Source organism: Stenotrophomonas terrae, from assembly GCF_001431465.1.
Classification (GTDB): domain Bacteria; phylum Pseudomonadota; class Gammaproteobacteria; order Xanthomonadales; family Xanthomonadaceae; genus Stenotrophomonas; species Stenotrophomonas terrae.
Genome location: NZ_LDJJ01000020.1, coordinates 92,864 through 105,705 on the forward strand (window position 1 = coordinate 92,864; position 12,842 = coordinate 105,705).

15 protein-coding genes are annotated in these 12,842 nt (G+C 64.5%); 11 read left to right on the plus strand and 4 right to left on the minus strand.

The features are described 5' to 3' along the window. The first annotated feature begins 63 nt into the window (after nt 1-63). The 8 genes from ABB27_RS07205 (at nt 64) to ABB27_RS07235 (ending at nt 5,255) form a co-directional block, all read left to right on the plus strand. On the plus strand, nt 64-654 hold the full coding sequence (locus ABB27_RS07205; protein WP_057627849.1) for a biliverdin-producing heme oxygenase: 591 nt from the start codon (nt 64-66) through the stop codon (nt 652-654). A gap of 43 nt (nt 655-697) precedes the next feature. Beyond that, entirely contained in the window at nt 698-1,084 is a 387-nt protein-coding gene (locus tag ABB27_RS07210; RefSeq protein WP_057627851.1) for a YbaN family protein, read from the plus strand. Further along, a complete protein-coding gene (locus ABB27_RS19915) occupies nt 1,081-1,221 on the plus strand; it encodes a hypothetical protein (RefSeq protein ID WP_161809624.1) in 141 nt (46 codons plus the stop codon). Before ABB27_RS07210 ends, ABB27_RS19915 begins: the two co-directional genes overlap by 4 nt. After that, entirely contained in the window at nt 1,211-1,927 is a 717-nt protein-coding gene (gene exbB / locus ABB27_RS07215) for a tonB-system energizer ExbB (RefSeq protein ID WP_244479174.1), read from the plus strand. Before ABB27_RS19915 ends, exbB begins: the two co-directional genes overlap by 11 nt. 9 nt (nt 1,928-1,936) lie before the next feature. Continuing rightward, complete coding sequence (gene exbD / locus ABB27_RS07220; protein ID WP_057627822.1) at nt 1,937-2,362, plus strand: TonB system transport protein ExbD; 426 nt, start codon at nt 1,937-1,939, stop codon at nt 2,360-2,362. After that, nucleotides 2,359-3,099 carry an energy transducer TonB gene (locus ABB27_RS07225; protein WP_057627824.1) on the plus strand — a complete coding sequence of 247 codons (741 nt, stop codon included), beginning with the start codon at nt 2,359-2,361 and terminating at the stop codon, nt 3,097-3,099. The genes exbD and ABB27_RS07225 overlap by 4 nt, the downstream gene beginning before the upstream one ends. A 219-nt stretch (nt 3,100-3,318) precedes the next feature. Continuing rightward, entirely contained in the window at nt 3,319-4,539 is a 1,221-nt protein-coding gene (locus ABB27_RS07230) for a hypothetical protein (protein WP_057627826.1), read from the plus strand. A 47-nt stretch (nt 4,540-4,586) separates the two neighbouring features. Beyond that, on the plus strand, nt 4,587-5,255 hold the full coding sequence (locus ABB27_RS07235; protein WP_057627828.1) for a glutaminyl-peptide cyclotransferase: 669 nt from the start codon (nt 4,587-4,589) through the stop codon (nt 5,253-5,255). A 190-nt stretch (nt 5,256-5,445) separates the two neighbouring features. Here the strand turns inward: ABB27_RS07235 and ABB27_RS07240 are convergent, their stop codons facing one another. Further along, nucleotides 5,446-7,473, minus strand: coding sequence for a sodium-translocating pyrophosphatase (locus ABB27_RS07240; RefSeq protein WP_057627831.1), 2,028 nt, complete (start codon nt 7,471-7,473; stop codon nt 5,446-5,448). 240 nt (nt 7,474-7,713) lie between these two features. Between ABB27_RS07240 and ABB27_RS07245 the strand changes: the two genes are divergently transcribed. Next, entirely contained in the window at nt 7,714-8,223 is a 510-nt protein-coding gene (locus ABB27_RS07245) for a hypothetical protein (RefSeq protein WP_057627833.1), read from the plus strand. Nucleotides 8,224-8,272: 49 nt separating this feature from the next. Here ABB27_RS07245 and ABB27_RS19645 read toward each other — a convergent pair whose 3' ends face one another. The 3 genes from ABB27_RS19645 to ABB27_RS07260 form a co-directional block, all read right to left on the minus strand. Then, on the minus strand, nt 8,273-8,863 hold the full coding sequence (locus ABB27_RS19645; protein ID WP_161809625.1) for a DUF2846 domain-containing protein: 591 nt from the start codon (nt 8,861-8,863) through the stop codon (nt 8,273-8,275). Nucleotides 8,864-8,867: 4 nt separating this feature from the next. Then, nucleotides 8,868-9,680 carry a hypothetical protein gene (locus ABB27_RS19920; protein ID WP_161809626.1) on the minus strand — a complete coding sequence of 271 codons (813 nt, stop codon included), beginning with the start codon at nt 9,678-9,680 and terminating at the stop codon, nt 8,868-8,870. A gap of 344 nt (nt 9,681-10,024) precedes the next feature. Next, on the minus strand, nt 10,025-11,281 hold the full coding sequence (locus tag ABB27_RS07260) for a 6-phosphofructokinase (RefSeq protein WP_057627838.1): 1,257 nt from the start codon (nt 11,279-11,281) through the stop codon (nt 10,025-10,027). Nucleotides 11,282-11,423: 142 nt separating this feature from the next. Here ABB27_RS07260 and ABB27_RS07265 point away from each other — a divergent pair, with 142 nt between their 5' ends. Together ABB27_RS07265 and ABB27_RS07270 are read left to right on the plus strand one after the other, a co-directional pair. After that, nucleotides 11,424-11,987 (plus strand): adenylate kinase, encoded by a 564-nt coding sequence (locus tag ABB27_RS07265; RefSeq protein ID WP_057627841.1) that lies wholly within the window; start codon nt 11,424-11,426, stop codon nt 11,985-11,987. Between the two features lie 331 nt (nt 11,988-12,318). Continuing rightward, on the plus strand, nt 12,319-12,842 hold a 524-nt coding region (locus ABB27_RS07270), incomplete at its 3' end, for a Mur ligase domain-containing protein (protein WP_244479175.1).

Here is a 12,842-nt window from a genome sequence, read left to right on the forward strand (position 1 = left end):
GAAAGCTGGCGAATCCATCAAAGGGCGCAGCCGGCTTCCCCCTCCGCTTTGTTGTTGCAGACCATGACCACCGCCGAAACCAATGCCACGCCTACCCGCAGTCAACGCCTGAAGGCAGCCACCAGCAACACCCATGATTCGCTGGACAAACGCATCATGGCCGAGGACATCTTCGCCAGCCGCGAGCGCTTCGCCAGGTTCGTGCGCGTGCAATACCGCTTCCACCGTGACATCCAGGCGCTATACGCGACGCCGCTGCTGCGCGCGCTGCTGCCGGATCTGGCACAGCGCCAGCGTCTGCAGCAGATTGTTGCCGACCTCGGTGATCTGCAACAGGACATTCCCGCCGAAACCGCCGCGGTCATCCCTGACGACATCGAGCTGCCGCAGGCACTGGGCTGGCTGTACGTTGCGGAAGGCTCCAACCTGGGCGGCACAGTTCTGTTCAAGCTCGCAGGCAAGCTGGGCTTGGGCGCCGACTTTGGTGCCAGCCATCTGGCCGCACATCCCGATGGCGCAGCCCGCCACTGGCGTGAGTTCACCGCATCCATGGATGCAATCACCATGAGCGAGGCGCAGGAAGCGGCAGCCATCGATGCCGCCAACGCCGCATTCCACACGGTGCGCGGCTACGTCGAGCAGGAATTCGCCTGATGCACGGCGCTGCACAGCCAGACGCCAGCAAGGCCGCGACGTGATTCGCTGGCTGTGGTTCTGCATGGGCTGGTTGATGGTGGCGCTGGGCGTGATCGGCGCATTGCTGCCGGTGATGCCGACCACCATCTTCCTGATCCTGGCGGTGTGGTGCTTTTCAAAATCCTCGCCGCGCTTTGAAGCGTGGCTGCTGCAGCATCCGCGTTACGGTCGGCCGCTGCGGTTGTGGCGCGAGCAGGGTGCTGTGAGTCGCAAGGGCAAGTGTTTTGCCGCTGGCGGTATGGCGCTTGGTTATGTGTTGTTCTTCATCGGCGCGCATCCGGGTTGGAAGCTGGCCGTGCCGGTGGCTGTCTTCTTCCTTGCCAGTGCCGCCTATGTGCTGTCGCGGCCTAGCCCTCGCGAGCCGGTGGCTGGTGAGGAGCGGTCATGAACCAGTCTACCGCTGCTGATACGCAACAAGCTGCGTCGTGCCTATGCGGCGCCATTTCGCAGAACTTTCAACGCACCAGCCAGATCGCCAGTGCGACTTTCTCCAACGACGATCCGGAATCTCCCCATGCACGCTGACATTTCCCCGCACGCCGCCGCGCAGGCACTCACCCCTTGGGCCATGTACCAGTCTGCCGACTGGGTGGTGCAGGCGGTGATGATCTGCCTGGCGCTGGCGTCCCTGGCCACCTGGACCGTGCTGATCGCCAAGACCCTCGAGCTGGCGCGTATCGGCCGCGAACTGCAGTTGGCGCGCGAGGTATTGGAGGTGAGTGGCAGTCTCGATGCCGCGGACACGCAGTCGGTACTGCTGCGACCAGGTCTGGCGCGCAGCATGCTGGATGCTGCCCGCACCGAACTGACGCTGTCGGCCGACGCGCAGGGCCATGACGGCACCAAGGAACGTCTCGGTTCGCGGCTTGAACGCATTGAGTTGGGCACCAGTCGCCGCCTGCGCAGCGGCGTTGGCCTGCTGGCCAGCATCGGTGCGGTGGCACCGTTCGTCGGTCTGTTCGGCACCGTGTGGGGCATCATGAACAGCTTCGTCGGCATTGCCGCTTCCAATACCACCAACCTGGCGGTGGTTGCGCCCGGCATCGCCGAAGCCTTGCTGGCGACCGCGATGGGCCTGGTCGCTGCGATTCCGGCGGTCGTCATCTACAACCATTTCAGTCGCCGGCTGCTGACGTTGCGTGCGCTGGGTGGGGATATCTCCGCCAGCGTGCAGCAGATCGTCTCGCGCGATCTGGATTGCGGCCGTGCGCTGTCGCGCGCTGCGCGCTGAGGTCGGGTCATGGCCATCCGTACTTCCCGCGAGTCCGACGATGACGTGCTGGACGAAGCACACGAAATCAATGTCACCCCCTTCATCGACGTGATGCTGGTGCTGCTGATCATCTTCATGGTGGCCGCGCCGTTGGCCACGGTGGATGTGCCGGTGGAACTGCCGGCCAGCAGCGCCAAACCGCAACCGCGCGACGTGGAACCGTTGTTCCTTACCGTGCAGGCCGATCTGTCACTGCGTATCGGTGATGATGCGGTCACCGCGCACGCCCTGGGCGCCGCACTGGAAGCGCGCACGCAAGGTGACCACTCGCAGCGCATCTTCCTGCGTGCTGATCGCTCGGTCAGCTATGGCGAGCTGATGGAGACGATGAATCTGCTGCGTCGCGCGGGCTATCTGAAAGTCGCGCTGGTCGGGGTAGAGCAGTCGCCGTGACCGTCGCTACTGCATCGTCCGGCCCGCGTTGGGGCAGCAGCTTCGTGCTGGCGCTGTTGCTGCACGCCGCAGTGATTGGTGCGGCGCTGTGGTGGAACCTGCACACGCCGGCCCTGCTGGCGGATCAGCAACCGCAGGAAGCGGTGATGGTGGACCTGGCCGAAATGCCCGAGGCACCAGCGGCGGTGCCGACCGATATTCCGCCCGGCCCGCCGCAGCAGCAACAGCAGCGCAGCGAGCCACTACCTGCACCTCGGCTGGAGCGCGAACCGCCACCGCAGGAGCCGGAGGTGGTGGATGCCTATGTGCCACCGCAACCCCCCGATCCGACACCCGACTCCGATGCCCACACGGTGGACCAGACCTTGGCGCCACCGAATGTCAGCGCCAAGCCCAGCGAGCGCTACGCCGCCCTGCAGACCACCTCGGGCCTGCAGGCGCAGGCCTCGGTTACCTGGCAGGGTTTGTTGCTGGGCCACCTGGAGAAGTACCGCCGCTATCCGCGCATGGCCGAGCGCCTGCGCCAGCAAGGGGTAGCCTATGTGCGCTTCAGCGTGGACAGGCAGGGGAATGTCAGCAATGCGCGGATCGGCCGCAGCAGCGGCCATGACAGCCTGGATGAGGCCACACTGGAGACCTTGGCAAGGGCAACACCGGTGCCGGCGCCGCCGGCGGAGATGGCAGGCAAGCCGGTGGAAGTGATGGTGCCGGTGGAGTTCTTCATCAATCGCAGGTAAGCGGCAGCAGTCTGTCTGACGGCAGGCCAGGGCTGTCCCTCTCCCGCAAGGCGGAAGAGGGGAGGGGGAGGGCGCTGTTGGCAGCAATCCTGTGGCGCGATGGCAACCAAGCGCCGATAGGCATTCACGGTGATGGGCCCGCCAAGCTTCCAAGCGGCTATTGCGAACGTGCACGAGCAGAAAAGTGCATCCGTGCACGCCCGCGGTTAGCCTGCAGCAATGGATTCCCTTATCGCAGCATCCGCCCGCGCCCTGGCCAGTGGTGATGTCCTCGCCGCACTGAAGCATGTTGCCCTGCGTGACGATCCCCCTGCATTGGCTCTGCGCGGCATCGCCATGGCGCAGCTGGGGGAACTGCCGCTTGCGCGCGAGTTGCTGCGGCGTGCGCAGCGCGGCTTCGGGGTGCATGAGGTCGTGGCGCGTGCGCGCTGCGGACTGGCCGAGGCCGAGGTGGCGCTGGCGCTGCGCGAACTCGGCGGTTCTTCCGATCCGCTGTCGGCTATTGCCGCCCAGCTGGATTCCCGTGGCGATACCGCAAATGCGTTGCAGGCATGGTTGATCCTGGCGAGGCGTTTGTTGCTGCTGGGGAAGCTGCAGGAAGCCGCACGCGTGCTGAGGCTGCTGGAAAACCGGCCCATGCCTGCCGCCTTGGTGGCGATGAGCGCGCTGACGGCGGCGACGCTGGCGTTGCGCACGTTGCAGACCGAACAGGCGCGTGCCGCGCTTGAGCGCGCCCGGATGGCGGCGGCGCAGGCCGGTATTGCCACATTGCAGGCGGAAGTCGATGAGGCCTGCCGCAAGCTGGATCAGCCGGCGGCCCGCTGTCTTGGCGGCGGTGCCGATGCGCTGCTGCGTATCGATCAGGTGCAGGAACTGCTGGCCTCCGGGGCATGGGTGGTGGATGCCTGCCGGCGCGGTGTGAGAGTAGGCAGTCATTGGCAATCGCTGGCAAGACGGCCGGTGCTGTTCGCGCTTGTACGCGCGCTGGCGGAGGCGTGGCCGGGCGACGTCGATCGTGATGACCTCATTCTGCGCGTATTTGGCCGGCGCGACGGCGACGAGACGTTGCGCGCACGGCTGCGGGTGGAGATCGGTCGCCTGCGTGCGTTGATTGCCAGTCACGCGCACATCGAAGCCACCCCGGCGGGCTTTCGGTTGTCGCCGTGTACTGCAACTCCGGTGCGGGTGCTGGTTCCGCCCATCGAAGGTGAACAGGCTGCGTTGGTGGCGCTGCTTGGCGATGGCGCTGCATGGTCGACGTCGGCGTTGGCCTTGGCCCTGGGCGGCAGCCAGCGCAATGTGCAGCGGGCACTGGTGGAGCTGGAAGCGGCCGGCCAGGCGCGCTCCAGCGGGCGCGGCCGGGCACAGCGCTGGTGGTCGATGCCCTTGAACGGATTCACGACGATCTTGTTACTCCCTGCTGCGCTGCCGATTGACTAGTGTCGGTGGCAGGCAGCCAATCGCGGACATGCCAGGAGATTGCAGCGATGAACAGTGAAACCCTGAGCCCGGCCAGGACCGTGGCGAATGTGCATGCAGCCGAAGTGGTGCGTGAGTACGGGCCGTTCGCCGGCTCGGACACCATCAATGGCGTCAGCTTCGATGGACAGAATGTGTGGGCGGCGACCGGTGCGGCGCTGGTCGCGTTCGACCCGAGCAATGGCAAGCCGGTGCATACGCTGGCAGTTCCCTGCGATGCCGGCACGGCGTTCGATGGTACCCATCTCTGGCAGATCGCCGAAGCACGCATCGACAAGATTGATCCACGCAGTGGCAAGGTGCTGGCTTCGATTCCAGCGCCGGGCGCAGGCACCGATTCGGGCATGGCCTGGGCCGAAGGCAGTCTATGGGTGGGCCAGTACCGGCAGCGCAAGATCCATCAGATCGATCCTTCCAATGGCGCGATCCTGCGCACCATCGAATCGGACCGTTTCGTCACCGGCGTGACCTGGGTGGATGGCGCGCTTTGGCATGCCACTGGTGAAGCCGGGCAGAGCGACATCCGTCGCTTGCAGGTCGATACAGGTGAGGTGCTGGAACGCCTGCAGATGCCAGACAACATCGGTGTCAGTGGTCTGGAGTCGGATGGCGGCGAGTTGTTCTACTGCGGTGGCGGCGATGACGGCCGGGTGTATGCGGTGAAGCGTCCGCGTTGAGTGGTGTTGTCCTCCTTTACGGGTAGCTGATGTGATGACAGCTTCGCGGCTTACGCCGCTCCCACAAGTGCTGCTTCCTGTTGGACCGCTCCGCGGACCCTCCGGTCTCTCCATCGCTGGATACAGGAGCCCCTCTCCCGCATGCGGGAGAGGGGTTGGGGTGAGGGCAGCTTTTCGCTGCCAGCGTGGATTACAGCAATGGCACCAGCAGCAACGCCACGATATTGATGATCTTTATGAGGGGGTTGATCGCCGGCCCAGCCGTATCCTTGTACGGATCGCCGACCGTATCGCCGGTCACCGCTGCCTTGTGCGCTTCACTGCCCTTGCCGCCGAAGTGACCATCCTCGATGTACTTCTTGGCGTTGTCCCAGGCGCCACCGCCGGTGGTCATCGAGATCGCCACGAACAGGCCGGTCACGATGGTGCCGATCAACAAGCCACCCAGCGCCTTCGGCCCAAGCAGCAGGCCAACCACCACCGGCACTGCGACCGGTAGCAGCGACGGCACGATCATTTCCTTGATTGCCGAGCGCGTCAGCATGTCCACTGCCTTGTGGTATTGCGGCTTGGCGGTGCCCTGCATGATGCCGGGGATTTCGCGGAACTGGCGGCGTACTTCCTCCACCACCGCACCCGCGGCGCGGCCCACCGCTTCCATCGCCATCGCACCGAACAAGTAGGGAATCAGGCCGCCGATCAGCAGGCCGATGATCACCGTGTGGTCGGACAGGTCGAAGGCGAAGGTTTCACCCGGATGCGCCATCTGCAGGTTGTGGGTGTAGTCGGCGAACAGCACCAGCGCGGCCAATGCCGCCGAACCAATCGCATAGCCCTTGGTGACCGCCTTGGTGGTATTGCCCACCGCATCAAGCGGGTCGGTGATGTTGCGGATCTCCGGCGGCAGATCGGCCATCTCGGCGATGCCGCCAGCGTTGTCGGTGATCGGGCCGTAGGCATCGAGGGCGACGATCATGCCGGCCATCGACAGCATTGCCGTTGCGGCGATGGCAATACCGTAGAGACCACCAAAGTGGAACGCCGACCAGATTGCAGCGCACACCGCAATCACCGGCAATGCCGTGGATTTCATCGAAACACCGAGGCCGGCGATGATGTTGGTACCGTGACCGGTGGTTGATGCCTGTGCCACGTGCTGTACCGGCTTGTACTGGGTGCCGGTGTAGTACTCGGTGATCCAGACGATCAGGCCGGTCAACACCAGGCCAATCAAGGCGCAGATGTACAGGTTGGTGGCGCCGTGGCTGTTGTCGGCCATCAGCTGCGTGGTCACCGGCCAGAAGGCGATGGCCGCCAGCACGCCGGAGACGATAACGCCCTTGTACAGCGCGCCCATGATCGAGCCGCCAGCTTTCACCTTGACGAAGAACGCACCGATGATCGAGGCGATGATCGAGACGCCGCCAAGTACCAGCGGATACAGCACCGCGTTGCGGCCAACCTCGGCCATCATCATGCCGCCCAGCAGCATGGTGGCGATCACCGTCACCGCATAGGTTTCGAACAGGTCTGCGGCCATGCCGGCGCAGTCGCCGACGTTGTCACCGACGTTGTCGGCAATCACCGCCGGGTTGCGCGGGTCATCCTCGGGAATGCCGGCTTCGACCTTGCCGACCAGGTCCGCGCCTACGTCCGCACCCTTGGTGAAGATGCCGCCACCCAGCCGCGCGAAGATTGAAATCAGCGAGCTGCCGAAGGCCAGCCCAACCAATGCGTGCAGGTTGTCGGCCTGGCTCAGGCCCATACGTTGCAGAATCAGGTAGTAACCGGCTACGCCGAGCAGGCCCAGGCCCACCACCAGCATGCCGGTGATGGCACCGCCGCGGAAGGCGACATCCATCGCCGCGCTCATGCCATTGCGCGCAGCCTCGGCGGTGCGCACGTTGGCGCGTACCGACACGTTCATGCCGATGTAACCAGCAGCGCCGGACAGCACGGCGCCGATCGCAAAGCCAATCGCCGTATACCAGCTGAGGAAGAAACCGACCAAGACGAACAGCACCACGCCGACCAAGGCGATGGTCAGGTATTGGCGGTTGAGGTAGGCCCGCGCGCCTTCCTGGATGGCGGCGGCGATTTCCTGCATGCGGGCATTGCCGGCAGGTTGGCGTAGGACCCATTGGGCCGAGATGATGCCGTAGACGATGGCGACAGCGGCGCAGACCAGCGAAAGCACAAGACCGTACTGTTCGAGCATGACCCCTCCAGCGTTGGTGGATGCCATACAGCTGTGGATGAAGCGGGGACACGCCGGGTAGATCGAAGCACTGGAACAGACCCGGGCCGCGTGCGGCTGTGGTACGTGTCGCTGTGTTCAAACACTCTGAGGCGGCCTGAGTATGACTGGCAGCTGTCTCCACCGCCAGCAGGCAGCGTTCTTGCCCAGCGGTTCAGCCGCACGCTGGCAACGTCGACAGCTTGCCGATAGGGAAACACCATGATGAAAGCCGCATTCCACTTGATCCTGCTTGCCGCGCTGCCATTGCCGTTGTTCGCGACCAACGCCAAGCCCGAGATCGAACGGCCTGCAGCCAGTCCGCAGGCCGATGCTGCGCTGCACACCGTACGCCAGATTCCAGAAGCCTGCACCCGCATCGAAGGGCGTTTCACCGGCGATGCCGCCGCTCCCTATGACATGCAGTTGGTGCGGACCAGCGCGCAATGCCAACCGCGCGCCGCATTCCTGGATTCCAGCAAGGTAACGCCAAGCGAAGCCAGCGGCTGGAAGCTCAACGAAGTGGTGCGCATTCCCTCGGCAAGCTGCAGCACGCAACAGGCCATGATCGAGGTGTGGCGCAAACCGGCCGGCCAGCAGGTCGCGCTGGACGGGCAGGGCCAGAACCGGGTGTACCTGGAAGATGCCAAGACGCAGGCAGCGGCCGGGCGCTTGGCCGCGTTGCCGGCCTATTCGGCCATCTTGAAGATGGAAGGAAAGACCTGCCGCTGAGCGCGGCAGGTTTGGCCAGGGGCGCAGCACTGCGCCCCTGACGGATTGCTCACTCGCGCAGCTTGAGTTTGTCTGCCATGCCGTCGAAGGTGCCCTGGTCGGACGGCGACAGATTGGGACGGCCGGCGAACACACCCATGGTGATGGTTCCCTGCACGAAGTAGGTCTCGCCTTCTTCCACTTCAATCGTCAACATGTCCTTGGCTTCGGAGTGGACGGTGTACTCGTGGGTGCCTGGCTCGGCCAGGTGGATGAAGTAGTTGCCGCTGCGCAGCTTGCCCAGTTCCTGCTCACCCTCGCGGACCTTGAAGCCGATCGCGCCGCCAGTGAACTTCGATGGGCGGAAGAACACGATCTGTGCCTTGTCTGCGGGTGCTGCGGCAATCAGACCGCTGCGGGCGGCGGTTTCACCTGCGACAGGACTGTCGGAAACTGCCGCATGTGCAGCTTGCGCAGTATCAGCAGTGGTCGCGGTATCGGCTGCTTCAGCCTCTTCCGGCGCGCTTGCGTCGGCCGCGGACGCTTCCTGCGCGGCGATGGCGGCATCGGTGGCAGGTGGTGCCTGCACTTGCTGTGCGAAAGCACCCAGCGGAATCAACAAGCTTGCAGACAGGGCCATCGCGCACGAACGTAGAAGCATCGAACTACTCCTTGGATTGGACCGGGGTTTCCGGCTGGGATGGAACAACAGGTTCTGCAACGGCGCTGCTGCCGTTGCCGGTTTCGACCGTTGGATCAGAAGTGTTTGTGGTGTCTGGCATGGCAGCGGCTGTCGTGCTTGTTGCAGGCGGTGCTGCGGCCTTGGTTTTGGCGATGCCGCGTGTGCCTGCAGGAATCTCGATCTCGCGGCCTCTGATGAACATCGCAAATGGCCCCGCTGCGAGTGATACGCCAAGCGCCATTCCACTGTTGTCATCACCGGTGGCACCGAGTTTGAACCCGCGCAGCGGCAGCTGGCCTTGTGGCGTTTCCAATGTGCGTGCGGCGATCAACAGCTCACCCGGGGCGCCACCGCCACGCGCAGCTGCGGCGTGGACGATTTCGCCAGTTCCACGGGTTCCGCGCGGGAGACGTTCAATGCCGTCCAGCAGCAACGGCTCGACCAGCCTGATGGCGAATACGTCGCCGCGCTTGTTGCTGGACGATGCCAGGGGTTCGGCGATTTCGATGACGACCGGCGTGCCGACAGGAATCGCGGGAAGCGCGTCAGCTGCCGGTGCAGGCGCTGTCTCGGCAGCGCTTACGGTAACGGGTAAGACCTGATCCTGATTGGCTGCGCTACTGGACGCAGCATGCAGTGCCAGCGCCATGGCGGCGCAGCGGAACAAACGTGATGACATGCGGATAGCCCCCCCTGCCTGAACAGGCGATCCTAGCGGGACCAACGCAGGTTTGGAATGTGTCACGCAGACCTCCCGCTGGCGGCGGGAGAGGCTGGCTTCTGTTGTTTGTTGCAACGTGTTGATGCTGAGAGGATTTACCTCGCAGCGGCTACCTTGTCCTGCTGTGCCAGATGCTGGCCAACACGGTAACCCGCGCCGGCCAGTACGCAGACGACGAAGAAGCCAAGCATCCCGATCATTATCTTGCGGAACATGCTGCACCGCCTGGGTGGAGACCTTGGCGGCAGGATGCGCCGCCATTCCACGCGGCACACCTGTCTGAAGTAATGACTGTAGAGCCGAGCCATGCTCGGCTGGGGCGTTACCGACAAAGCTCCACCTGTAGAGCCGAGCGATGCTCGGCTGCGGCGTTAACGGGCAAGCCCCTGCCGAGCATGGCTCGGCACTACATTGCCTGCTCAGCCTTCCCAGCTCGGGAGCTTCTTGGCGACGGCGAGGTTCTTCAACGTCACGTACTTGGGCAGGCCATCGCGGCCATATGGCAGCGGTGCTTCACCGCGGATCAGCGGCTGCAGGTAGCGGCGCGCCTTCTCGGTGATGCCGAAGCCATCCTTGCGGATGAAGCCGGCCGGCATCTTTTTCTCGTGGTTGGCAACCTTGGACAGCGGCGCGGCCTCGATTTTCCAGCGGTAAGGCACATCCGAGCTGCGCACGATCACCGGCATCACCGAGTTGTGCCCCTTCAGCGCAAACTGCACCGCGGCCTTGCCCACCGCCTGCGCCTGTTCCCAGTCGGTCTTGGAGGCGATATGCCGTGCCGAGCGCTGCAGGTAGTCGGGCAGCGTCCAATGCACCTTGTAGCCGAGTTCGGCCTTGACCTTGCCGGCCAGGTAGGAAGCCACGCCGCCCAGCTGGGTATGGCCGAAGGAATCCTTGACCCCACCGGCATCGGCAACGAACTGGCCGTCGGCGGTATGGATGCCTTCGCTGGCCACCACCACGCAGAAGCCGACCTTCTCCACCACCTGTTTCACCTTGGCCAGGAATACCGGCTCGTCATAGGCGCGCTCGGGCAGCAGGATGATCTGCGGTGCATCGTTGGGGTTCTCGCCAGCCAGCCCGGCGGCCGCCGCCAGCCAACCGGCGTGGCGGCCCATCGCTTCGTAGATGAAGACGCGGGTGGAAGTTTCGGCCATCGCCGCCACGTCCAGCGCGGCCTCGCGCACCGACACGGCGGTGTACTTGGCGGCCGAGCCGAAGCCGGGGCAGGTGTCGGTCACCGCCAGGTCGTTGTCGATGGTCTTGGGCACGCCCACGCAGGTCAGCGGGTAGCCGTATTCCTTGGCCAGCTGCGAAACCTTCAGCGCGGTATCGGCCGAATCATTGCCGCCGTTGTAGAGGAACCAGCGCACGTCATGCGCCTTGAAGACCTCCAGCAGGCGCTCGTATTTGGCGCGGTCGGCTTCCAGCGACTTGAGCTTGTAGCGGCACGAGCCGAAGGCTCCGCCCGGCGTATGGGCGAGGGCAGCGATGTTGGCGGCCGACTCCTTCGAAGTGTCGATCAAGTCCTCGCGCAGCGCGCCGAGAATACCGTTGCGCGCAGCCAACACCTTGATTTTCTTCGACCTTGCTTCGGCGATGACGGCCGAGGCGGTGGCGTTGATGACGGCGGTGACACCGCCGGACTGCGCATACAGCAAGGTTCCTTGGGACATGGGCAATACTCTCCAGAGCGGGGGACATTCCGGGACATTGGCCGGATGCGGTAAGCTGCACATATTGCGGTGCAGCGTGAATCGGCCCATGAGTCTAACGCCGCTGTCCGTCCCGTTTCCTCAAAACATATGGGAGTCAGGAATGCGATTGGTTCTGTTGGGACCGCCCGGTTCGGGCAAGGGCACACAGGCAACGAGCCTGAAGGAACAACTGCAGGTTCCACACATTTCCACCGGTGATCTGCTGCGCGCCGAAGTGGCCGCCGGCACCGAGCTGGGCAAGCAGGCCAAGGCCGTGATGGATGCCGGCAACCTGGTGTCCGACGACATCCTGCTGGGCATGCTGGAATCGCGCCTGTCGCAGGCCGATACCGCCAAGGGCTTCATCCTGGACGGTTACCCGCGCAACGTGGCCCAGGCCAATGCGCTGGGCGAGCTGTTGGCCAAGCTGAACCAGCCGCTGGACGCCATCGTGCAGCTGGATGTGCCGACCGAACTGCTGGTCGAGCGCATCGCTGGCCGCGCCCAGGAGCAGGGCCGTGCCGATGACAATCCGGAATCGGTGCGTCAGCGTCTGCAGGTCTACAACGATTCCACCGCACCGGTGATCGATTTCTACGCAGCCAAGGGCACCCTGGCGCGCGTTGACGGTGTTGGCGCGCTGGACGAAGTGCTGGCCCGCATTCTGGCGGCGATCAAGCGCTGAGGATGCCGCGCTGTGCCGGGTGACCGTCGCAGCGCACAGCGGCCTGGCAGGCTCAGGCCGCCGCACATACTGAAACGCCCGGAGCCATGAGCTGGATCCGGGCGTTTCGCTTGTAAAAGCCAGCTAAGGGCGTGCTCACGGCCCCATCAGCATGAGCTCCCTGGGGATGGCCTCTTGGGGAGTAGGACCTGAGGGATACTGAGGCTGGCATCACGTATTCTCATTGTGAAGCGTGCGTGACGGTATCGGGGAATCCCCTACAGGCGTTAGGGGTACACCTACACGACCTCAGGCTTACCCCTTGGCGGCGCGCATCGGCGACAATCTGCGGATGAGCAAGATCCATATTCTCGGCATTGCCGGTACTTTCATGGGCGGTGTGGCCGCCTTGGCCCGCGAACTTGGCCATCAGGTCGAAGGCAGCGATCAGGCGGTGTATCCGCCCATGTCCACCCAGTTGGAAACGCTGGGGATTTCACTGGCGCAAGGCTATCTGCCCGGCAATATCAGCCCGGATTGCGACGAAGTAGTGGTCGGCAACGCGCTTTCGCGCGGCAATCCGGCGGTGGAGGCGGTGCTGGACTCGGGCCGCCGTTACACCTCGGGTGCGCAATGGCTGTCCGAGCAGGTACTGCCCGGCCGCGACACGCTGGCCGTCGCCGGTACCCATGGCAAGACCACCACCACCACCATCCTGGCCTATCTGCTGCAGGCCGCCGGGCGCGAGCCGGGTTTCCTGATTGGTGGCGTGGCGGAGGATTTCGGGGTGTCGGCGCGCTTGGGGCGTTCTGTGCTTGGGGTTGCTGGTGCAGGTGCAGCCCAACCCCCATCCCCCCCTTCGGGGCACCTTCCCCC